Origin of the sequence: Qipengyuania sp., from assembly GCF_965277845.1 — a bacterium.
Taxonomy (GTDB): Bacteria; Pseudomonadota; Alphaproteobacteria; order Sphingomonadales; family Sphingomonadaceae; genus Qipengyuania.
Genome location: NZ_OZ255844.1, coordinates 1,004,834 through 1,026,686, shown reverse-complemented (window position 1 = coordinate 1,026,686; position 21,853 = coordinate 1,004,834). Strand labels below are relative to the sequence as shown.

Below are 21,853 nucleotides of genomic sequence, written 5' to 3'. Positions count from 1 at the left end.
ATTCAAACGAAAAGGGCGCCGACCGTTCCCGGTGGCCCCCCCATCGCTGCCGATTCGCAGATCAGCTCTTGGTTTCGTCCTTGCCCTTTTCGGCACCCGCTTCGGGTTTCTTGGGCGTTGGCTTCTTCTTCGCCGCGGGTTTCTTCTTCGGCGCTGCCTTGCGCCTGGTCTTGGGCGGGGCGGGGGTGAGTTCGAAGGCGGGCTTGCCATCCTTCATCGTCACCGACACTTCGCCGCCATCGGCGAGCTTGCCGAAGAGCAATTCTTCAGCCAGCGGCTGCTTGATCCGTTCCTGGATCAGACGGCCCATCGGACGGGCGCCGTAGAGGCGGTCATAGCCCTTGTCGGCCAGCCAGGCGCGCGCATCCTTGTCGAACTGGATGTCGACATTCTGTTCGGCCAGCTGCAGTTCGAGCTGGAGGATGAACTTGTCGACCACGCGGGCGACGGTTTCCTTGCCGAGGTAGCCGAAGGGCACGATCGCATCGAGGCGGTTGCGGAACTCGGGGGTGAACATGCGCTTCACCGCTTCTTCGCTCGCATCTTCCTTGCTCACATCGCCGAAACCGATGCCCTGGCGCGCCATGTCGGCGGCGCCGGCATTGGTCGTCATGATCAGCACGACGTTGCGGAAATCGACCGTCTTGCCGTGGTGGTCGGTCAGGCGGCCATTATCCATCACCTGCAGCAGGATGTTGAACAGGTCGGGATGCGCCTTCTCGATCTCGTCGAGCAGCAGCACGCAATGCGGGTTCTGGTCGACGGCGTCGGTCAGCAAGCCGCCCTGGTCGTAGCCGACATAGCCCGGAGGAGCACCGATCAGGCGCGAGACGCTGTGGCGCTCCATATATTCGGACATATCGAAGCGTTTGAGCTCGATACCCATGATCGAGGCGAGCTGGCGTGCGACCTCGGTCTTGCCGACGCCGGTCGGCCCGGAGAACAGGAACGAGCCGATCGGCTTGTCCGGATCGCGCAGGCCCGCACGGCTTAGCTTCATCGCGGTCGACAGCTTGCGCACCGCCGGGTCCTGGCCGAAGACGACGTGCTTGAGATCGCGTTCGAGGTTCTCGAGCGCCTTCTTGTCGTCCTTCGAGACCGACTTGGGCGGGATGCGCGCCATGGTCGCGATCACGGCTTCGATTTCCTTGGCAGTGATCTTCTTCTTGCGGCGGCTGGGCGGCACCAGCATCTGCATCGCGCCGACTTCGTCGATCACGTCGATCGCCTTGTCGGGCAGTTTGCGGTCGTTGATATAGCGCGCCGAAAGCTCGACCGCCGTCTTGAGCGCATCGATGGTATAGGTCACCTTGTGGTGATCCTGGAACGCGGTCTTCAGACCTTTCAGGATTTTGACCGTATCCTCGATCGTCGGCTCGTTCACGTCGATCTTCTGGAAGCGACGCAGCAGCGCGCGGTCCTTCTCGAAGTGATTGCGGAATTCCTTGTAGGTCGTCGAACCGATGCAGCGGATCGCTCCGCTGGAAAGCGCGGGCTTCAGCAGGTTCGAAGCGTCCATCGCCCCGCCGCTCGTCGCCCCGGCACCAATTACTGTGTGGATCTCGTCGATGAACAGGATTGCATCCGGCATGCCCTCGAGCTCATTGACGACCTGCTTCAGGCGCTCTTCGAAATCGCCGCGATAGCGTGTGCCCGCGAGCAACGCGCCCATATCGAGCGAATAGATGACCGCGTCCTGCAGGACCTCCGGCACCTCGCCCTCGACGATCTTGCGCGCGAGCCCCTCGGCGATGGCGGTCTTCCCGACTCCCGGGTCGCCGACATAGAGCGGATTGTTCTTGCTGCGGCGGCACAGGATCTGGACCGTGCGGTCGACTTCGGGGCCGCGGCCGATCAGGGGATCGATCCGCCCGTCCTCGGCCTTCCGGTTGAGGTTGACCGTGAACTGGTCGAGCGCCGTCTCCTTCTTGCCCTTCTCGCCGGGCTTTTCCTCACCTTGCGCCTCGGCACCTTCGGCACCCTCGGGCGGGCGGCTTTCGATCTGTTTGCCGCCCTTGCCGATGCCGTGGCTGATGAAGCTGACCGCATCCAGTCGGCTCATGTCCTGCTGCTGTAGGAAATAGACCGCATAGCTATCGCGTTCGGAAAACAGCGCAACCAGCACGTTGGCGCCTGTCACGGTATCCTTGCCCGAAGACTGGACATGCAGGATTGCGCGCTGGATCACGCGCTGGAACCCCGCGGTCGGTTGCGGATCGGCGCTCTCGTCCGCCTGGAGCGACTGGTACTCCTGCTCGAGATATTGCTTCACCACCGCAGTCAGCTCGGTCAGGTCGACCCCGCAGGCGGTCATCACCTGCGCCGCATCCTCATCGTCGATCAGGGCGAGGAGCAGGTGCTCCAGCGTCGCATATTCGTGACGCCGTTCGCCCGCATCGGTGAGCGCTGCGTGGAGGGTCTTTTCGAGGTTTGCGGCAAAGCTGGGCATTCAAAGGTCTTTCTCACAGGGACTCGCGCGGGGCGAATACGAAACAGCCTATCGGCCGAAGGTTAGCCAATGCTGTATAGGCGTCGCATATGGTAACAGGGGCGGGATATTTCAGCCCCCGCATCGCCAACTATTCCTTTCGCCCGAACAAAGCCTCGGCCGCGTCACGGTGTGCGGCGGCGGACCGGCGATGCTTTTCGACGCGTAAAATCTCGGCTTCGAGCAGCGCGATCCGCGCAGTCAGTTCGTCTTGCGAATAGGGGCCGAGGTCCTCGCTCGCCAGCATGCTCGCGGCATCGCCTCTCGGGCGTGGACTCTCGTCGTCGTTCATCTTCTCCAATCTCGCAAGTCTGCCCGGTTGCTGTCAACGGGGTCGCGCGGTATTGCCTCGCGGCGTGGCCACGGCGCCACGCAGAACTGGCTTGATACGGGGGTGTGAGTGGCAGCCGAGTTACCCGAGACGATGACCGCGATGGGTTTCGACGACCCGGGCGGTCCCGAAGTCTTGCGGCCGGAGACGCTGCCCGTGCCGAGGCCGGGCGAGAATCAAGTGCTGATCAGGGTTTCTCATGCGGGCATCAACCGCCCCGATGTGATCCAGCGGCAGGGCTTCTACCCACCGCCGCCGGGAGCCTCGCCGATTCCGGGGCTCGAGGTCGCTGGAACCGTCGCCGCCGTTGGCGAGGGGGTCCTGCCCGAGATGGCGGGGCAGCGCGTCTGCGCGCTCGTGTCGGGTGGGGGTTATGCCGAATATTGCCTCGCCGATGCGAAGCATTGCCTTTCCGTTCCCGAAGCCATGAAGATGGATGCGGCCGCGGCGATTCCCGAAACGCTGTTCACTGTATGGCACAATGTGTTCCAGCGCGGCTGGGCGAGCGATGGCGACACGCTGCTGGTCCATGGCGGCACAAGTGGCATCGGTACGATGGCGATCCAGCTTGCCAAGGCATTCGACATCGCGGTGATCGCCACTGCCGGGAGCGAAGAGAAGTGCCAGGCGATCCGCGATCTGGGCGCGGATCTGGCGATCAACTACAAGACGCAGGATTTCGTCGAGGAAGTGAAGGCGTTCACCGGCGGCACCGGCGTCGATATCGTGCTCGACATGGTCTCGGGCGAATACGTCGCACGTAATATCGAATGCCTTGCGGACGATGGGCGTCATGTCACGATCGCGGTACTCGGCGGGCTAAAGGCCGAGATCAACCTGGCCACGGTCATGCGCAAACGCCTGGTGCTGACAGGTTCGACGCTGCGTCCGAGATCGGACGAATTCAAGGCGCTCCTCGCCGATGATATCAACGAACAGGCCTGGCACCTGTTCGAAGACGCGACCATAGCGCCGGTGATGGATCGGATATTCCCCCTCGTCGAGGCCGGTGCCGCGCATGCGCGGATGGAGGCGGGCGACCATATCGGCAAGCTCGTCCTCGAGGTTGCGCCACGCTGACTCGCAACCGTCGCAATTTCGCCGATTCGTAACGACACTGTGAATCGCACGTAACAATCTTGCTTCAAGTCAGGGCTCGATACCTAAATCGGGGGTCAGGCCCATGAACGATCTGCCCAACCACTTCGATGCGGCGCACAAGGTCGCGAATTTTCCTTCGCTCAAGCCCGCCGTGCCCGAGCGTACCAAGGGAAGGCGGCGCAAGTACCGGACCATCTGGATCAGCGACGTCCATCTCGGCACCAAGGGGTGCAATCACGAGCTGCTGATCGATTTTCTCGACCATACCGACAGCGAGACGATGTATCTGGTCGGCGATATCATCGATGGCTGGCGACTGAAGAAGAAGCTCTACTGGCCCGCCGAACATAACGACATCGTCTGGCGCATCCTCAAGCGCGCCAAGCGCGGCACGCGGATCATCTACATCCCCGGCAATCACGACGAGATGATCCGCCCCTTCAGCGGCATGAACTTCGGCGGCGTCGAAATCATGCGCGCTGCGTTCCACGATACCGCCGACGGCCGTCGCCTGATGGTGTTGCATGGCGATGAATTCGACACGATCATGCTCGCGCATCGCTGGCTCGCCTATGTCGGCGACGCGCTCTATCACGTCATGATGAAGCTCAACAATTGGGTGGCCTCCGTGCGCGCGCGGCTCGGCCTACCCTATTGGTCGCTCTCCAAGGCCGCCAAGCACAAGGTCAAGAACGCGGTCGAGTTCATTTCCCGATACGAGGAAGTGGTTGCCCGGGCCGCTGCCGAGCGCGGCGTCGACGGAGTCGTGTGCGGGCACATCCACACTGCCGAATGCCGCAGTTTCGTCCACGAGGGGCGGGAAGTCGAATACTGGAACGACGGCGATTGGGTCGAGGGCTGCAACGCGCTGGTCGAGCATTTCGACGGAACCATGGAAATCCTCAACTGGCCCGAGGAAGTTGCGCGGCGCGAGAATACCGCGACCGACGTCAAGACGTCCGTGCCGGAGGCTGCGTGAGTTCGCTACTCGGGGTGGAGGGACCGATCACCGAATCGCCACCCCATTGGCCACAGCGCATCGCCATCGTCACCGACGCCTGGCTGCCGCAGATGAACGGGGTCGTGCGCACGCTGACGACGACCTGCGACCAGCTGCGCGAACAGGGGCACGAAGTTCTGGTCGTCTCGCCCGATCAGTTCGCTTCGCTGCCCTGTCCGACATATCCCGAGATCCGGCTGGCTCTTGCCAGGCCCGGCGCGGTAGCGAGCCGGCTGCGCGATTTTTCGCCCGAGGCGATCCATATCGCCACGGAGGGCCCGCTCGGAATGACGGCACGGCGGTATTGCGCAAGGCACGGTATCGAGTTCACTACCGCCTATCATACGCAGTTTCCCGATTACCTCGCCAAGCGCACGCATCTGCCCGCCGAGTGGTTCTGGCGCTATATCCATTGGTTCCACCGCCCGGCCCAGCGCGTGTTGGTGGCCACCGAAAGTATAAGCCAGGAACTGCGCGCGCATGGGTTGACCCGGTTGCACCGCTGGAGCCGCGGCGTCGATCTGGCCTGTTTCACGCCCGATGCTCCGCCGCCGCCCGAGTTTTCCGACCTGCCGCGCCCGATCCAGCTCTATGTGGGGCGCGTGGCGGTAGAGAAGAATATCGAAGCGTTTCTCGAAGGCGACTACCCCGGCAGCAAGGTGATCGTCGGTGACGGGCCGTCGCTGGCAGCGCTGGAGGCGAAGTTTCCCGAAGCCCGTTTCCTCGGTCGCCGGTCGGGTCGGGAGCTTGCGGGCTGCTACGCTGGCGCGGACGTCTTCGCCTTCCCGAGCAGGACAGACACTTTCGGTCTGGTCATGATCGAAGCGCTGGCCTGCGGCACGCCAGTTGCCGCCTATCCGGTGCCTGGCCCACGCGATATCGTCACCGAGCCGGTCGGCGCGTTGCACGAGGATCTCGACCGGGCAATCGGCGCGGCGCTGTTCTGCGATCGCAATGCCTGCGCCGAATATGGCGCGAGTTTTAGCTGGGCCGCAGCCACCGGGCAGTTCCTGAGCGGTCTCGCCGCTTTCGAGGCCGAAGAGCTACCCGCCGCCTGAGGCTTTTGCTTGCCGAATCCGGTGTGCTCGCCTACATCGGGACCACAACGGCCGTCCCGCGAGGGGCGGCCTTCTATTTTCGTAAGGCGAGAAAAGGCACTTTCATGGCCGACCAACCCAAACCGCTGATGCCGCATGCGACCGCCACTTGGCTGGTCGACAACACCGGCCTGTCGTTCGAACAGATCGCCGAATTCTGCGGCCTCCACATTCTCGAAGTGCAGGCCATGGCCGACGATCTGGCGGGCAGCAAATATACCGGCCGTGACCCCGTGCATTCGGGCGAACTGACGCTGGCCGAGATCGAAAAAGGTCAGTCCGACAGCGAATACCGGTTGAAGATGCAGCGCGCCCCGGTTGCGGTAAGCCGTACCAAGGGGCCGCGCTACACGCCGGTTTCGAAGCGCCAGGACAAGCCCGACGGCATCGCCTGGATCCTGCGCAACCATCCGGAAATTTCCGATGCCCAGATCGGCAAGCTCATCGGCACCACGCGCAACACGATCACCGCCATCCGCGAGCGCAGCCACTGGAACATTCAGAACATTCAGCCCAAGGACCCGGTCACGCTCGGCTTGTGTTCGCAGCGCGAGCTCGATGCGGTGGTGGCCAAGGCTGCCAAGAACCTGCCCGCCGAGGAGGAGGCCGCACCGGTCGAGACCAGTGGCACCAGCGATCGCGAAAAGCTGATCGAAGAACTGCGCGCCGAGCGTGAGGCCAATGAGAAGGCCGCTGCCGAAGCCGCGCAGGAAGCCGAAGCCGCCGCCTGGCTCGAGGCCAAGCGTGCTGCGGAGGAAGCGGGCGAGACGGAAGAACCCGGCGAAGCCTGATCGTTTCGAAGAAGTCAAAATTCAAAGGCGGGGGAGGCGGGTGCTTCTCCCGCCTTTTTGCTTGCGTTTGAGGCGCAATTCTCCATGCTACTGACATGGATGTAAGCAAGCTGCCGAACCATCACCCGGTGCCGTGGGACACGCGTTTCGAAGCGATGGCGCTGCCCGCGATGTTCGCGCGCACGACCAAGGAATTGCCCGAAGCGCCGCTGCTGCACTTTCTCGGCCGCACCTATACCTATTCCGAACTGTACCGCGACGCGCAGGCGTTCGCGCGAGGGCTCGTGGCGCGCGGGATCGCGGAAGGGGATCGTGTCGGCCTCTTCCTGCCCAATGTGCCGAGCTATGTCGTCGCCTATTACGGGGCGATGATGGCGGGCGCTGTGGTCGTCAATTTCTCGCCGCTCTATTCGGTCGAGGAACTCGAACAGCAGGTCGCCGATTCGGGCACGCGCCTTCTGGTTACGGTCGACGTGCCCGAGCTTTATGCGACCGCGGAAAAGGTGCTGCGCGGCTCGGCGCTCGAAACGCTGGTGGTCAGCTCGCTGTCGCAGATGCTGCCGAGGCTGAAGGGTTTGGCGCTGAAGATCTTCGCTCGCAGCAAGATCGCTAAAGTCGCTTTCGGCTCGGACATCCTGCGTTGGGACGAGTTGCTCGAAGAGAGTGTGCAGGAGGGCGGCGACCTGCCGACCGTCGATCCGCAATCGCTCGCGCTGCTCCAATACACCGGCGGCACCACCGGCACACCCAAGGGGGCGATGCTCACCCATGCGAACCTGTCGATCAACGCGCAGCAAACCGCTGGCCTCAACCCCTTCGGCGATCCGTCGGGCGAGGTTTTCATGGGCGCGCTGCCCTTCTTCCACGTCTTCGCCAATACTGCGCTGCTCAACCATGCGGTCCTGACCGGCGCCTCGATCGCCATGGTCCCGCGTTTCGAAACCGGTCAGGTGCTGCAGACGATCGAGAAATACGGTGCCACGGGCTTTCCCGGCGTACCGACCATGTATCAGGCGCTGCTCGATCACCCCGATCTCGCCAAGACCGACCTATCGACGCTCAAGGTCTGCATTTCGGGCGGTGCACCGCTACCCGGCCCCCTGCGCGAAAAATTCGAGGCGGCGACCGGCGTTCGTCTGGTCGAAGGATATGGCCTTACCGAGAGCTCGGGCGTGGTCTCGGCCAACCCCTACGAAGGCGCGCGCAAACCCGGCACGATCGGGCAGGTCGTAATGCAGACCGAGGTGATGCTGCTCGACAAGGAAGACCCGACGAAATCGGCGGGCGATGGCGAGCCGGGCGAACTTGCGCTTCACGGTCCGCAGGTCATGCAGGGCTATTGGAACCGCCCCGAGGAGGCGAAAGCCGTCTTCGTCGAGCACGACGGCAAGACGTGGTTGCGCACTGGCGATGTCGCGACTTTGGACGAAGATGGCTTTCTGGAGATCGTCGACCGGATCAAGGACATGATCGCGGTTGGCGGGTTCAAGGTCTTTCCGAGCCAGGTCGAGTACGTGCTGCTGGAGCACGAGGCGGTCAAGGAGGCACTGGTGATCGGCCGGTCCGACACCTATCGCGGCGAAGTGCCTGTCGCCTATGTCACGCTCAATGCGGGCCACGAGATCACGGGCGCTCAGCTGAAGGAATGGCTCAACGCCCGCGTGGGCAAGCACGAACGCGCCGACGATGTCGTCATCCGCGACGAATTGCCCAAGACGATGATCGGCAAGCTCGACCGCAAGGCATTGCGCGCGGAAGTCCTCGACTAGGACGCACCGCTCCACCAGATCACCTGGCGTTTCGCGGGATCGCGCGCAAAAGAGAAGGCCGCCTGCGTCATTGCGCGGGCGGCCTCCATCCCCTCCAAATCGTTGCGTCTCAGCCGGCTACGGCGAGTTCGGGCTTGGTCGCCGGTTGCGTCGCGGCTGGCGCCTTGGCCTTGGCGTCGCGGTGGGCGAACCGGCCTTCGACCTGCGCGCCCTGTTCGATCGTCAGCGCATCGTAGAACACGTCGCCAGTGATCTTGGCGCTCTTGAGAATGACGAGTTCGCGCGCGGTGATCGATCCGTCCACCGTGCCCGCCAGGCGGGCGCTTTCGGCCTTGATCGCTCCCTTGACGGCGCTGGTCTCGCCCTGGACGAGCGATGAACACGAAATGTCACCCTCGACCGAGCCGTCGATATGCAGGTCGGCCGACGCCTTGATGTCGCCGGTTATCGCAATGTCCGAACCGAACACGGAAAACGTGGAATTGCTCTTGCTGGCCATGCGTTCGCGTCCCGGATTACTTGGCTGAGGCGAGTTGGGGGACTCGCCGGATTTCTTCGAGAACATTGGGAGCGGTCTCCAGGAAGGTGCGCGGGTTCACTGCGCGATTGTTGATACGCACTTCGAAATGAAGGTGCGGGCCGGTCGAACGGCCCGTATTGCCGATCGCCCCGATCGTCTCGCCCGCGGCAACGCGCTGGCCCAACTTAGCATCGAAACGCGACATATGGGCATAGCGCGTCATCAGACCGTTACCATGCGTGATCTCGACCGTCTTGCCATAGCCGCCCTTCCAGCCGACGAAGCTCACGCGTCCGGCGGAAGCGGCGCGGATCGGGGTGCCGATGGCGCCCTTGAAATCGAGACCCTTGTGCATGGCTCCGCGCCCAGTGAAGGGATCGCGGCGGTAGCCGAAGCCACTCGAAATCATGTCCTTGCGCGCCGGAGTGACCTGCGGGACGCCAGCCAGGCCGCGTTCGAGCGCAGCCATGCGCGCGATCGACAGGCCGAGCCGTTCGAAGCGCGGGTCGATATTGCCCTGAGCGTCGGTTGCCAGCTTTTCGAGCGGGCCACCCATCGCGCTGCGGTCGGCATTGCGGATCATGCGATCGGGATTGAGACCGAGCGATTTGAGCGCGGCTGCCGCCTTCTGCGAGCGCCAGTCGGCATAGCGGGTCAGCCCTTCGACGAAAGCAAGCTGGCGCGCTTCGATCTTCGCCAACGCGCTGGCCTCCGGGATCGAGGCGCTGACCTTGTCGACCGTCGCCGAGGCTTCGCCGGCCGAATCGCTGACATTGGTCACCGACTTCACGTCCTCGGGCAGCGAGGCCACCATGTCCTCGATGAATTCCTGCCGCTTGACGAGGTCGGTGGCGACCGCGTCGATATCTTGGCGATAGGCATTCACGCGCTCGGTCGCGGTTGCCACCTTCGCTTCGCGGTCGAGCAGCGAAAGGCGATCTGCGGTGGCGCGATATTGCGTCCAGCCCGCGCCCGCCATCGACACCGCCCAGACGACGAGCGCCGCCAGAGCGATCGTAGCGGCGGTCATCTGGACCTTCGACGAGATGGTGATGAAGCGAACTTGGCCTTCCGATCGCATGAAAAATTCGCGATCGGGGAACCAGCTCTTCACGCGGCTCCCCCAGCCACTGGTGGCAATCTTATTGCTCAAAACGACCCGTCCCTTATGGTCTTTTACGTCCCAGGTAGAGCGCTAACAAAGGTTGCTTGTGAAATCGAATCGCGGTTCCCGAAGAATCCACGAGTCGAAGCATCGATGGGACGAGTCGTTTCCTCGCTGCGGAATTTTCGAATCGTCGTGGGAACCGAAAATTAAGTCGTTGTTTACCAACAGCTTGCGATTCTCGATGCGTGCCGTGAGCAAACCATTGTATAAATTCGACAAATTTGCGGGGGCTGAGCCGAAGTGAGCAAGGGGCGGCGAATCGGCTTGCTCGGCGGCAGTTTCAATCCGGCGCACGGTGCCCACCGGCGGGTTTCGCTGTTCGTTCTGCATGCGCTTGCGCTCGACGAGGTTTGGTGGCTGGTCTCGCCCGGCAATCCGCTGAAGCCGAAGATCGGCATGGCACCGCTCGCGGCTCGCGTCCGTTCCGCGATGGATCAGGCAAAACGCGCACCTATCCGCGTCACGGCGATCGAACGCGAGCTGGGCACGCGCTATACGATCGACACGCTCGGCGCACTCGAGCGGCGCTATCCCAAGAAGGATTTCGTGTGGCTGATGGGCTCCGACAATCTCGCGCAATTTCATCGCTGGCGCGACTGGCGGGGGATCGCGCGCAGGATGCCGATTGCGGTCATCGCCAGGCCCGGCTATGATGCGGATGCTGTCGCGAGCCCCGCGATGGCCTGGCTGAGGCGCTTTTCCGTGCCGCTGTCCAGCTTCGTGAACAGGGGCGAATGGAGCGCACCGGCACTGGTGACATTGCGTTTCGATCCCGACGAAAGATCGGCCACGGCCATCCGCCGCGCCGATCCCGACTGGGCCTTACGCTATGCCGGACCGCCTCCGAGGGACCAGCTGACGCATCACTTGATACTGTCGGGGGAGGAAACCACCGCGCCATGATGCGGGTTGTCCCTTCCATGGCCCAAGCCTCTCATTTTAGGAGTACCGCAATCGCCTATGACACAGGCGCAGACAGGCCCGGCTGCATCCGGGACCGCTTCGGCACAGGTGATCGACTTGGCTGACGCGACAACCGATCCGCTGCTCAAGCTGGTATTGCAACAGCTCGACGACGATCAGGCGCAGGAGGTCGTGACGATCGATCTCGAGGGAAAGAGCTCGATTGCCGATCACATGGTGATCGCTTCGGGCCGCTCGACTCGCCAGGTCGCCGCAATGGCGCAGAAACTGGCCGAGAAGGTCAAACAGGCGGGCTTCGGCCCGGTGAAGCTCGAAGGGCTTCCGGCAGCCGACTGGGTCCTGCTCGATGCGGGCGACGTCGTGGTCCACTTGTTCCGTCCCGAGGTGCGTAGCTTCTACAACCTCGAGCGAATGTGGGCGTTCGGCGACGCACCGCCGGTGGCCGGCACGGCCTAGCGGGGCTTCGCGGACGCGTCCGCGGCTGCATACGCGCGGTCGACCGTGGTCTGCGCTTCGGCCTGTCGGAGAGCGGTGATCCTTGCCGATCCGCCGCCGTGATGGGTCAGGCGCTATTCCCGGAGCACTTCCTATCCTTCTTCACATTATCGCTCGTGGGAAGATCGCACGCTCGCCCGAAGCGGATCTTGTCGCGCGCTATGAAAAGCGACTGACGTGGCCGGTGAAGATTACCGAATTGCCTGAAACCGGCGGTCGTACCGCCGATCCGTTGACGCCTTGCAAAACCGTGCTGCTGGATGAGCGCGGAAAGGACCTCTCCTCCGAGAAACTGGCGGAAATCCTCGAGCGCTGGCGAGACGACGGCATGCGCGAATGCCGCTTCGTGCTTGGCGCGGCCGACGGCCATGCGCCGGAGGAGCGGCGCGAAGCGGACTTGCTGCTCGCTTTCGGTAAGGCCACCTGGCCGCACCTGTTGGCGCGTGCCATGCTCGCCGAGCAGCTCTATCGCGCAACGACGATTATCGCCGGGCACCCCTATCATCGCAGCGGCTGATCGGGCAGGAATGCCCCCAATGAGCCGCCGCCTTCCCTTCCTTGCCGCACTCGTTGCCGTCGGGCTTCTGGGACTTCCTGCGACCGCACAGGCTCCGACGCGGTTCGAAACGGCGGAACAGGCCCGCGCGGCGCTCGATGCGGCGCGGCTCCAGCAGCGCAATGCGCGGGCGCGGGGGGAACGGCTCGAGCGGCAGGCGGCGCGTGGGCGCGAGGCTTCGGAAAAGGCGCGTGCAGAATCGGCGGCGATGGCGGCACGTGTCCAGCAGGCCGAGGCAGGCATCGACGCGGCCGAGGCCCGTCTCGCGCTTGCCAATCGCCAACGCCTTGCGCTGGACCGCGCGCTTGCCCAGCGCCGCACGCCCCTCGTCCGCCTGACCGGCGCTCTCCAGTCCATGTCACGCCGTCCGCTGGCGCTTTCGGCGCTACAGTCGGGTTCTCTGCGCGATCTGGTCTATACGCGCGCCGTTCTCGACAGCACGATCCCGCTCGTGCGCGAACGGACGGCGGCGTTGCGCACCGATCTCGATCGCGCAAAGAGGCTCGAGTCCGAAGCGCGCCAGGCGCTCGCTGATCGCCGCGACAGCGAAGCCGCCTTGCGCGAGCGGCGAAAGCAACTTGCGGCCCTGGCCGAGCAGGAGCGGCTCAAGGCTCGGCAAGCCGCCGGCGGGGCCGACCGCGAAGCGCAGCGCGCGCTTGTTCTGGCCGAACAGGCGATCGATCTGGACCAGCTCGTCGGGCGTCTCGAAGCTGCCGGATCGCTACGCGAACGGCTTGCCGCCCTGCCGGGGCCGTTGCCGCGCCCCGCCGATCCGACCAGCGCCAGCGTTTCGGCGCCGCCAAGCCCGCTGGCCAGCGCTACCGAGCCACCGGCGCGCTACCAGCTCCCGGTCGCAGGTGAGATTACCGCGGGTTTCGGCGAAGCGGGAACGAGCGGACAACGGCAGGCGGGACTTGCGCTTGCCGCCCGACCGCGCGCGCAGGTCGTTGCGCCGGGCGCCGGTCGGGTGGTCTTTGCCGGGCCCTATCGCGGCTATGGGCGGATTGTCATTGTCGAGCATGTCAGCGGCTGGACCAGTCTCGTGACCGGGCTCGATACGCTCGATGTGGCGGTCGGGCAGGACGTGACCGCCGGTTCACCGCTCGGGCTCGCTCCCGCACGGCGCGGCGAAGTGACGCTGGAACTGAGGCACGGCGGCGAGCCGGTAAATCCGCTCGACCACCTGCGATAGGACGCCGGTCGAAAATCGCTTTGCTGCAATGCATTGGCCGCTCATCTGGCATTCAGCGCGCTCCAGCGATAGAATGGTGGCGCGCAAAGGAGAATTCTTGCCGATGAAATTCGCCGCCCTGGCCCGTTCGGCCGCTCTCGTCACCGCCGTCGCGCTGATCCCCGCGACCACCGCCAGCCTCGCGCAGGTGGAAGGCCGCGCCGGTCCGGAATTCGCCAAGGTGCTCGCGGTCTACCAGCGGATCAAGGCTAGCTATGTCGAGCCGGTCGAGGACGACAAGCTGATGCGCGGTATGATCGACGGCATGCTGGCCGCCCTCGATCCGCATTCGGGCTATCTCGACGGTAGCGACCTCCAGCGGCTCGAGACGATGATCGACGGCAATTATTCCGGTCTCGGTCTGTCGGTCGTGGCCGAAGACGGTGCAGTCAAGGTCATCTCGCCGTTTCGTGGCAGCCCCGCCGACAAGATGGGCATCAAGGCGGGCGACTTCATCACCCATCTCGACGGGCGCCTGATCGTCGGCCAGACGCTCGACGAGTCCGTGGCACAGATGCGCGGTCGCGAGGGCACCTCGATCCAGTTGACGATTTTCCGTCCGGGGCGCGAGGAGCCCTTCGACGTGGATGTCACACGCGGCGTGATAGAACTCGAGCCGGTCACCTGGGAACTGCATGACGGCAATATCGGCCACATCATGATCAACGAGTTCTCGCGCGATGTCGGCAGCGACGTGTTCACCGCTTGGGAAGATCTGCGCAAGACCGCAACGGGCCGCCTCAACGGGCTGGTGCTCGATATGCGCTCGAATCCGGGGGGCTCGCTCGACGAAGCCGTTGCGCTGTCCGATTTGTTCCTGAGCGACGGGCGGATCGTCTCGCAGCGCGGCCGCGCCCGGGGCGAGAACATCGCCTACGATGCCGAAACCGTATTCCGCGGCGACATCGCGGAGGGACTTCCGATCGTCGTGCTGATCGATGCGGGTTCCGCCTCGGCCTCGGAAATCGTGGCGGGCGCCTTGCAGGATCATCGCCGTGCAGTGGTCATGGGCGAGCGCAGCTTCGGCAAGGGCAGTGTCCAGTCGTTGCTCCCTCTGGGCCGTGACGCTGCGCTCAAGCTGACTACCGCTCGCTACTACACTCCTGCCGGACATTCGGTGCAGGAAGGCGGGATAAAACCCGACATCACCGTGCCCCAGCTCTCCGATCCCGACCTTGCGCAGCGCGCGCGGTTCCAGATGCGCGAATCGGATCTGCGCGGCCATCTGATCAACGAAATCGGCCTCGCGGACGATGCGGTCGAGAAGGATTCGCGCGAGGATCCGCGCTTCCAGCAAACTGCGGAAGAACTTGAGGAACAGGGTATCGAGGATTTCCAGCTGCATTACGCGCTCGAAACGCTGCGCCGGACCAGCCCCAAGAGCATTGCCGTACGAGCGAAATAGGCTAATCGCGGCCTCATGAGCCTTTCGCAGCACGCCCGCCTCGCCCGCGTCCTGGCGATTGCCGTTCCCGCTTTGCTGCTGGGCGGCGCCTATGTGTCCGAATACGGCTTCGGCCTCTATCCGTGCGAGATGTGCTGGTGGCAACGTTGGCCCCATTTCGCCGCGTTCGGATTCGCGCTCCTGGCATACGTCGTCCCGCCGCAGCGCTTGTGGATCGGCGCCGCAGCCCTCGCCATCCTCGTCTCCGGCGCGATCGGCCTGTTCCATGCTGGCGTCGAATACGGGTGGTGGCCCGGCATCACATCCTGCGCGGTCGTTGGTGGAGGCGGTAGCGGCAATGCGCTCGAGGACATCATGAATACGCCGCTGGTGCGTTGCGATGCTCCGGCCTGGACGCTTTTCGGCATAAGCCTGGCGGGCTACAACTTCCTGATTTCGACGGCCGCAGGGGTGGCTATCGTTTCGCTGTTGATGAAGGATCGCAGGGCATGACCAAGGTTCCCGACCATATCGCGCGGATGATTCGCGTCGATCAGGCGGGCGAGTTCGGCGCAACGCGGATCTACGCGGGCCAGCTTGCCGTGATGGGCGACCGCGGACCCGATTCGGCGGCGATCGCCGGCATGGCCGAGCAGGAAGCCGGTCACCGCGCACAATTCGATGCGCTGATGGCGCGGCGCGGGGTGCGCCCCACTGCGCTGCAGCCCTTCTGGGATCGAGCCGGTTTCGCGCTGGGGGCGGTAACCGCGCTGATCGGACCCGAAGCGGCAATGGCCTGCACGGCCGCGGTCGAAACCGAGATCGACGATCATTATTCCAAGCAGCTCGACCGCCTGCACGAGACCGGCGAGGATCCGGAGCTGGCCGCCATGATCGAGGAATTCCGCGAGGACGAGCGCGAGCACCGCGATGCCGCACTTGCCGCCGGGGCCGAGCGTGCGCCCGCCTATCCGCTGCTGTCGGGCATCATCCGCCTGGGCTGTCGCGCCGCGATCCGCATTTCGGAGCGTGTCTGACGGGAACCGGCGGACCCGCACCTGCGCTTCATAGAGAGTTCACCCCGCCGGGCGCTAATTGCAAGTTGACAGAATTTCGCCGAGAGGACCGACATGTCGAAACCGTTGATTGCCATCGCTAGCCTCGCGCTTGCCTTTCCCGCGGGAGCGCAGGCCCAGGACAGCGTCGAGACCGATGACGACAGCTACAATATGGTGATCGTCTATGGGGACGACGAATGCCCGCAAAGCACGGCAGACCAGATCGTCGTCTGCGCCCGCAAGGCCGAGGATGAGCGCTATCGCATTCCGCAGACCCTGCGCTTTTCCGACAGCCCCGAAAACGAGTCCTGGGCCGCGCGGGTCGAAAGCTTCGAGATGGCAGGCGATTTCGGCATCATGTCGTGTTCGCCCACCGGCGCGGGCGGCTTCACCGGTTGCACGCAGGAAATGATCAACGCTGCCTATGCCGACAAGGCCAACGATGCGGGTGTACGCTTCGGCGAGATTATCGCCGCCGAGCGCGCCAAGCGCCTGGCGACCATCGACGAGGAGGCCGCCGCCGAGCAGGAGCGCGTGGAGATGATCGAGCGCGAATATATGGAGCGGCTCGAGCGGGAACGCGCCGCCGAGGTGCCCGGCGAAGAAGCACTCCCGCAACCAGCGAGCGAAGACGGGCCGCAATAGACTCTATCGCGGTTCAACCATTTGCCGTTACTAGGCGCGCATGACTTCGCGCCGGAAGATTCTCACCGTGTTCGGGACGCGCCCCGAGGCGATCAAGCTGTTTCCGCTGGTTCATGCGTTGGCGCAAGACCGGCGGTTCGAAAGCCGCGTGTGCATTTCCGCGCAGCACCGCGAGATGCTCGATCAGGTGCTCGAAATAGCCGCGATCGTGCCCGATCACGATCTCGATCTGATGACGCCGGGGCAAACCCTCGATGCGCTGACGGCGCGCGCTCTGGTCGAGATTGGCAAGGTGCTCGACCTGGAGCAGCCCGACTGGGTCGTGGTTCAGGGCGATACGACCACGGTCATGGCAGGCGCGATTGCGGCCTATTATCGCAAGATCCCGGTGTGCCACGTCGAGGCGGGGCTGCGCAGCGGCGACATCCACCATCCCTGGCCTGAGGAAGTGAACCGCCGCGTGGTCGGAAGCTTCGCCGCGCTCCACTGTGCTCCGACGGAAACCGCGCGCGCGGCCCTGCTGCGCGAGAACGTCGACCCGGCGAGTGTGCACGTCACGGGCAATACGGTAATCGATGCGCTCCACTGGGTGACCAAGCGGGTTGCGGACGAACCGTCGCTCGCTTCCGGCCTTGCCGATCTGGAGGCGCGGTTTGCGGGTAAGCGGATCATCGGGATGACCAGTCACCGCCGTGAAAATTTCGGGGCGGGCATGAAGAATATCGCCAATGCGGTTAGGAATATTGCATCGCGTGATGATGTTGCGGTTATATTCCCCGTCCATCTCAATCCCAATGTACGGGCGGTGATGAGCGGACATCTGGCGGGCCTCGACAACGTCGCGTTGATCGAACCGCTCGACTATCCGCATTTCGCGCGGCTGCTCGATATCAGCCATCTGATGCTGACGGATAGCGGCGGAGTGCAGGAAGAAGCGCCCGCGCTGGGCAAGCCCGTGCTGGTGATGCGCGAGACCACCGAGCGGCCCGAGGGCGTGGATGCGGGTACGGCGAAACTCGTCGGCACCGATGCAGAGGCGATCGTGCGCGAAACCAACCGCCTGCTCGACGACGAGGCGGCCTATGCGGCGATGGCGCGCGCGCACAATCCCTTCGGCGACGGACATTCGGCCGCGCGCATTGCGGATCTGCTCGCGACCCCGTGACTGGGCGTTACTGTAAAATTTACCGACAGCCGCTAGACCCGCCCCCGCCAAGTACCAGGGAATCGATTTTCATGCGTGGTGACACCAAGCCCGACGTCTGCGTCATCGGCCTCGGCTATATCGGCCTGCCCACGGCCGCGATCATCGCACGCGCCGGATGCCCCGTTCACGGTGTCGATGTGACCCAAGACGTGGTCGATACGATCAACCGCGGCGAGATCCATATCGAGGAGGTCGATCTCGACGGCTTGGTGCAGGCGGTGGTCCAGCGCGGTCTGCTCAGGGCTTCGACCGATGCTGCGCCCGCCGATGTCTTCGTAATCGCCGTGCCCACGCCCTTCGCCAGGGACGGCAACCACACGCCCGATACATCCTATGTGATGGCCGCCGCCGAGAAGGTCGCCGATGTGCTCAAGAAGGGCGATACGGTGATTCTCGAATCGACGTCACCCGTCGGCACGACCGAGGCGATGCGCGATGCGATCGCTGTCAAGCGTCCGGATCTCGCCATGCCGGGTCTTTGCGAAGGCCAGCCCGATGTCTCGCTCGCCTATTGCCCCGAGCGCGTTTTGCCCGGCAAGATTCTTGAGGAACTCACGCATAACGACCGCTCCATCGGTGGTATTACGCCGCGTTGCGCGCGCAAGGCGCTCGCTTTCTACAAACGCTTCGTGAAGGGCGAATGCGTCACCACCGATGTGCGCAGTGCAGAGATGACCAAACTGGTCGAAAACGCCTTCCGCGACGTCAATATCGCTTTCGCCAACGAACTCTCGATGATCGCAGACCGGCAGGGGCTCGACGTATGGGAGGTGATCCGGCTCGCCAACCGCCACCCGCGCGTCAACATCCTCACGCCGGGGCCGGGCGTCGGTGGCCACTGCATCGCGGTGGACCCGTGGTTCATCGTTCACGGCGCGCCCGAGGAAGCAAAGATCATCCGCCAAGCGCGCGAGACAAATGATGCCAAGATGAACCACGTCCTAGCCCGCGCGAAGGCGCTGGTGGAGGCTAATCCGGAAGCAAAGGTCGCCTGCCTCGGCCTCGCCTTCAAGGCGAATATCGACGATTTCCGCGAAAGCCCGGCGCGCTTTGTCGCGGCCTCGCTGGCGCGCGAATACGGCGAGCGCGTGCAAGTGGTCGAGCCTTATGCCGGCGAACTGCCGCCCGAATTCGCGAACACTGGCGCTGAGCTGGTCGACATCGATACCGCGCTGGAGGAATCGTCCGTGCTCATCACGCTGGTCGATCACGACGTGTTCAAAGTCATTCCGCCGGAGGAGCGGGCCGACAAGGCCGTCTATGACACCCGGGGCATCTGGCCCGACGTCGTCTAGGCCGTCCCCTTATTTGTCGAGCGCGATATCGGGAGCATCTTCCTGCTTCATCCCGACCACATGGTAACCGGCATCGACATGGTGCGTTTCGCCAGTCACGCCCGATGAGAGGTCGGAGAGGAAATAGAGTCCGGAGCCGCCAACATCGTCGATCGTTATGTTTCGGCGCAGCGGGGAATTGAGTTCGTTCCACTTGAGGATGTAGCGGAAGTCGCCGATGCCGCTGGCGGCGAGCGTCTTCACCGGACCCGCGCTGATCGCATTGACCCGGATGTTCCGCGGACCCAGATCGTTGGCGAGATATTTCACCGAAGTTTCGAGCGCCGCCTTGGCCACTCCCATTACGTTGTAATGTGGGATGACCTTTTCCGCGCCGTAGTAGGTCAGCGTCAGGATGCTGCCGCCTTCGGGCATCATCTCGGCTGCGCGCTGTGTCACCGCCACGAGCGAATAGGCGGAAATGTTCATCGTCATCAGGAAGTTGTCGAGGCTGGTATCGACATATTTTCCGCGTAGCTCGGCCTTGTCGGAAAAGCCGATGGCATGGACGACGAAATCGATCGTTTCCCAGCGGGACTTGAGCGTGTCGAAGGCCGCATCGAGTGCCTCCATCTTCGACACGTCGCATTCGATCAGGAAGTCGCTGCCCAGCTTCTCCGCCAGTGGGCCGACGCGCTTCTTCAGAGCCTCGCCCTGGTAGGAAAAGGCCAGCTCGGCGCCATGCTCGGCAAGCTGTTTCGCAATACCCCACGCCAGCGACTTGTCGTTGGCGAGACCCATGATCAGCCCGCGCTTTCCTGCCATCAACCCGCTCATGCTGCGTGCTCCTCTTCTTCCATTTCCTGCGCCAATGCGGCCCTGCGGGCCTCGTCGGTTTCCTCCGCGAGCTCCTCCTCGGGCGTCTCGGCCAGCGCGGCATTCAGTTCTGCGCCGATAACCACACCGAGCCCGACAAGCCAGAAAAAGAACAACGCGATCATCACACCGGCCAACCCGCCATAGGTAAGGTTGTAGGCGAAGAAATTGCGCAGCACTGCGGGCATGATCGTGGTCACCGAAATCCACCACAGTGTGGTCAGCAGCACGCCCGGCCATTTGGGATAGCGCTTGCGCCGGTACTTCGACGGGGTGAGCGAATAGAATATCAGGTAAAGCGACCCGAACAGGCCGAGCGAGGGAACGATGCGCGTGAGGCGCAGGTCGGCAACACGGTCGACCAGCTGCGGGAAAAACGCCTCGATAACCTGTTGCGCGGTGCCGATCAGGAATTGCGCGATCAGGCTGAGCAACAGCAGGAAAACAGCGGCGAGGATCACGCCCGAGGACAACAGCCGGTACTTCCAGAAGGCATGCGTCGCCTGCGTGCCGTAGGCGCGGCGCAATATGTCGCGAATGGTTTCGACCAGGCTGCCGACTGTCCACAAGCCGATCAGCGCGCCGACCCACAACAGCCATCCGCTGCGCGCCTCGATCACATCGCGCGCGACCGGCTCGATGACGTTGCCGACCATCGGCGGTAGCGCGAACAAGACCGCGTTGATCGTCGCCGCCCGCTCGGCTTCCTCGCCGAAGGCAGAGAACACCGCCGCGCCGAGGATGAAGAACGGGAATATCGCCAGCATCGAGAGATAGGCGAGATTGCCGGCGTGGATGAAGCCGTCGTTGTACGTGCCAACCAGCGTGCGCTTGGCCACTTCCCAGACGCGCGTACCGGGGCCGACGCTGTCCCCGATACGATCCCTCAGATTGCGAGCCTCTTTCCGGCGTTGCTCGGGCGACAGCGAGCGGATCTCGCGCTCCTGACTTTCCGGAAATGGCTTTGGCGACAAGGGCTAAACCCCCAGCTTGCTCCGCGGGTCGCCCGTGTCCTTCCATCCCTCGAGCCGCTTGGCAAGCTCGTCGAGCCGATCGGGCAGCTGGATTTCAAGCGTTACAAGCTGGTCGCCGCGCGTGCCGTTCTTGCGGGTGAAGCCCTTGCCCTTGAGGCGCAGCACGGTCCCGCCGTGGGTTCCGGGCTTGATCGTCATCATCACCGGGCCATCGACCGTCGGCACGCGGACCTTGCCGCCGCTCACCGCTTCATCGAGCGTTATGGGCAGGTCGAGGCGCACGTCGTCGCCCTCACGCCGGTAGTGGCGGTGGCGGTCGATCGCGATGGTGACCAGCCCGTCGCCTGCACCGCCCGGACCCTGTTCGCCCTTGCCCTTGAGGCGCATTTGCGTGCCGTCTTCGACGCCCTTGGGCAGCTTGAGATCGATCGTCTTGCCATCGGACAAGGTAATGCGCTGGGGCTTGAGCGTAGCGGCATCGATGAACGGTACGCGCAGCTTGTAAGCGATATCGGCCCCCTTTTGCGGTCGCGGGCGGTGTTGCTGGGCACCGCCGAAAGGGCTGCCCCCGCCGCGTGGGCCCCGGCCGCCGAACAGGCCTTCGAAAATGTCGCCCAGATCGACCTGGTCGTTGCCGAAGCCTTGGAAATCCTCGGCCCGAAAGCCGCGCTGACCGCCATTGGGCCTGAAGCCACCGCCGCCGCCCATGCCGGCAAAGGGATTGGCGGGGTTGCCGTCGGCATCGATCTCGCCCCGGTCGAATTGCGCGCGCTTGTCCTTGTCGGACAGAAGGTCGTAGGCATTGGTGACCTGGCTGAACCGCTCCGCCGCGCTGGGATTGTCCTTGTTGCGGTCGGGATGCAGCTCTTTCGCAAGCTTGCGATAGGCGCTCTTGATGTCCTTCTCGGAGGCACCGCGGGTCACGCCAAGCGTGGTATAGGGATCTGGTGTATTCATGGCCATC

The 21,853-nt window shown here is 63.9% G+C and carries 22 protein-coding genes; 15 read left to right on the top strand and 7 right to left on the bottom strand.

The features are described 5' to 3' along the window. Positions 1 to 61: 61 nt before the first annotated feature. Together clpA and ACQY4G_RS05030 are read right to left on the bottom strand one after the other, a co-directional pair. Positions 62 to 2,449, bottom strand: coding sequence for an ATP-dependent Clp protease ATP-binding subunit ClpA (gene clpA / locus ACQY4G_RS05035; RefSeq protein ID WP_421993438.1), 2,388 nt, complete (start codon positions 2,447 to 2,449; stop codon positions 62 to 64). A gap of 130 nt (positions 2,450 to 2,579) precedes the next feature. Further along, on the bottom strand, positions 2,580 to 2,780 hold the full coding sequence (locus ACQY4G_RS05030; protein ID WP_421993436.1) for a DUF1192 family protein: 201 nt from the start codon (positions 2,778 to 2,780) through the stop codon (positions 2,580 to 2,582). Between the two features lie 141 nt (positions 2,781 to 2,921). Between ACQY4G_RS05030 and ACQY4G_RS05025 the strand changes: the two genes are divergently transcribed. The 5 genes from ACQY4G_RS05025 (at position 2,922) to ACQY4G_RS05005 (ending at position 8,577) form a co-directional block, all read left to right on the top strand. Further along, positions 2,922 to 3,899, top strand: a complete 978-nt coding sequence (locus ACQY4G_RS05025; protein WP_421993568.1) for an NAD(P)H-quinone oxidoreductase — start codon at positions 2,922 to 2,924, stop codon at positions 3,897 to 3,899. A gap of 103 nt (positions 3,900 to 4,002) precedes the next feature. Then, entirely contained in the window at positions 4,003 to 4,899 is an 897-nt protein-coding gene (locus ACQY4G_RS05020; protein ID WP_421993434.1) for a UDP-2,3-diacylglucosamine diphosphatase, read from the top strand. A 92-nt stretch (positions 4,900 to 4,991) separates the two neighbouring features. Continuing rightward, positions 4,992 to 5,978, top strand: coding sequence for a glycosyltransferase family 4 protein (locus tag ACQY4G_RS05015; RefSeq protein ID WP_421993566.1), 987 nt, complete (start codon positions 4,992 to 4,994; stop codon positions 5,976 to 5,978). Positions 5,979 to 6,082: 104 nt separating this feature from the next. After that, positions 6,083 to 6,808 (top strand): DUF1013 domain-containing protein, encoded by a 726-nt coding sequence (locus ACQY4G_RS05010; protein ID WP_421993432.1) that lies wholly within the window; start codon positions 6,083 to 6,085, stop codon positions 6,806 to 6,808. Between the two features lie 95 nt (positions 6,809 to 6,903). Then, positions 6,904 to 8,577 carry a long-chain-fatty-acid--CoA ligase gene (locus ACQY4G_RS05005; protein ID WP_421993430.1) on the top strand — a complete coding sequence of 558 codons (1,674 nt, stop codon included), beginning with the start codon at positions 6,904 to 6,906 and terminating at the stop codon, positions 8,575 to 8,577. Positions 8,578 to 8,686: 109 nt separating this feature from the next. On the opposite strand, the gene ACQY4G_RS05000 is transcribed toward ACQY4G_RS05005, so the two are convergent. After that, the gene (locus ACQY4G_RS05000) at positions 8,687 to 9,076 is read right to left on the bottom strand and encodes a bactofilin family protein (RefSeq protein ID WP_067692011.1); all 390 of its coding nucleotides are present in this window, start codon (positions 9,074 to 9,076) and stop codon (positions 8,687 to 8,689) included. A gap of 16 nt (positions 9,077 to 9,092) precedes the next feature. After that, the gene (locus ACQY4G_RS04995) at positions 9,093 to 10,178 is read right to left on the bottom strand and encodes a M23 family metallopeptidase (protein ID WP_421993564.1); all 1,086 of its coding nucleotides are present in this window, start codon (positions 10,176 to 10,178) and stop codon (positions 9,093 to 9,095) included. A 327-nt stretch (positions 10,179 to 10,505) separates the two neighbouring features. On the opposite strand from ACQY4G_RS04995, the gene ACQY4G_RS04990 reads away from it, so the two are divergent. The 10 genes from ACQY4G_RS04990 to wecC all read left to right on the top strand — a co-directional run bounded on the left by ACQY4G_RS04990 (position 10,506) and on the right by wecC (position 19,060). Next, positions 10,506 to 11,168, top strand: coding sequence for a nicotinate-nucleotide adenylyltransferase (locus ACQY4G_RS04990; RefSeq protein ID WP_067692005.1), 663 nt, complete (start codon positions 10,506 to 10,508; stop codon positions 11,166 to 11,168). Between the two features lie 57 nt (positions 11,169 to 11,225). Next, positions 11,226 to 11,645 carry a ribosome silencing factor gene (gene rsfS, locus ACQY4G_RS04985; protein WP_067692003.1) on the top strand — a complete coding sequence of 140 codons (420 nt, stop codon included), beginning with the start codon at positions 11,226 to 11,228 and terminating at the stop codon, positions 11,643 to 11,645. A gap of 133 nt (positions 11,646 to 11,778) precedes the next feature. Next, a complete protein-coding gene (locus ACQY4G_RS04980; RefSeq protein ID WP_067693051.1) occupies positions 11,779 to 12,201 on the top strand; it encodes a 23S rRNA (pseudouridine(1915)-N(3))-methyltransferase RlmH in 423 nt (140 codons plus the stop codon). Between the two features lie 19 nt (positions 12,202 to 12,220). Then, positions 12,221 to 13,432, top strand: coding sequence for a murein hydrolase activator EnvC family protein (locus tag ACQY4G_RS04975; protein WP_421993428.1), 1,212 nt, complete (start codon positions 12,221 to 12,223; stop codon positions 13,430 to 13,432). A gap of 103 nt (positions 13,433 to 13,535) precedes the next feature. Then, positions 13,536 to 14,876, top strand: a complete 1,341-nt coding sequence (locus ACQY4G_RS04970) for a S41 family peptidase (RefSeq protein ID WP_067693048.1) — start codon at positions 13,536 to 13,538, stop codon at positions 14,874 to 14,876. Positions 14,877 to 14,891: 15 nt separating this feature from the next. Continuing rightward, on the top strand, positions 14,892 to 15,368 hold the full coding sequence (locus ACQY4G_RS04965) for a disulfide bond formation protein B (protein ID WP_421993426.1): 477 nt from the start codon (positions 14,892 to 14,894) through the stop codon (positions 15,366 to 15,368). Next, positions 15,365 to 15,892: a demethoxyubiquinone hydroxylase family protein gene (locus ACQY4G_RS04960; RefSeq protein WP_421993424.1), complete on the top strand. Its 528-nt coding sequence runs from the start codon at positions 15,365 to 15,367 to the stop codon at positions 15,890 to 15,892. Before ACQY4G_RS04965 ends, ACQY4G_RS04960 begins: the two co-directional genes overlap by 4 nt. A gap of 93 nt (positions 15,893 to 15,985) precedes the next feature. Continuing rightward, positions 15,986 to 16,558: a hypothetical protein gene (locus ACQY4G_RS04955; protein WP_421993422.1), complete on the top strand. Its 573-nt coding sequence runs from the start codon at positions 15,986 to 15,988 to the stop codon at positions 16,556 to 16,558. Between the two features lie 40 nt (positions 16,559 to 16,598). Next, positions 16,599 to 17,723, top strand: a complete 1,125-nt coding sequence (gene wecB, locus ACQY4G_RS04950; protein ID WP_421993420.1) for a non-hydrolyzing UDP-N-acetylglucosamine 2-epimerase — start codon at positions 16,599 to 16,601, stop codon at positions 17,721 to 17,723. 71 nt (positions 17,724 to 17,794) lie between these two features. Next, positions 17,795 to 19,060 carry a UDP-N-acetyl-D-mannosamine dehydrogenase gene (gene wecC, locus ACQY4G_RS04945; protein ID WP_421993418.1) on the top strand — a complete coding sequence of 422 codons (1,266 nt, stop codon included), beginning with the start codon at positions 17,795 to 17,797 and terminating at the stop codon, positions 19,058 to 19,060. Positions 19,061 to 19,069: 9 nt separating this feature from the next. Here wecC and fabI read toward each other — a convergent pair whose 3' ends face one another. From fabI to ACQY4G_RS04930, 3 genes are read right to left on the bottom strand one after another with little or no spacing between them, the layout of a single operon-like run. Continuing rightward, positions 19,070 to 19,876, bottom strand: coding sequence for an enoyl-ACP reductase FabI (fabI, locus tag ACQY4G_RS04940; RefSeq protein ID WP_421993416.1), 807 nt, complete (start codon positions 19,874 to 19,876; stop codon positions 19,070 to 19,072). Beyond that, the gene (locus ACQY4G_RS04935; protein WP_234002354.1) at positions 19,873 to 20,889 is read right to left on the bottom strand and encodes a YihY/virulence factor BrkB family protein; all 1,017 of its coding nucleotides are present in this window, start codon (positions 20,887 to 20,889) and stop codon (positions 19,873 to 19,875) included. The genes fabI and ACQY4G_RS04935 overlap by 4 nt, the downstream gene beginning before the upstream one ends. A gap of 3 nt (positions 20,890 to 20,892) precedes the next feature. Continuing rightward, a complete protein-coding gene (locus ACQY4G_RS04930) occupies positions 20,893 to 21,852 on the bottom strand; it encodes a DnaJ C-terminal domain-containing protein (RefSeq protein ID WP_421993414.1) in 960 nt (319 codons plus the stop codon). Position 21,853 lies beyond the last annotated feature (1 nt).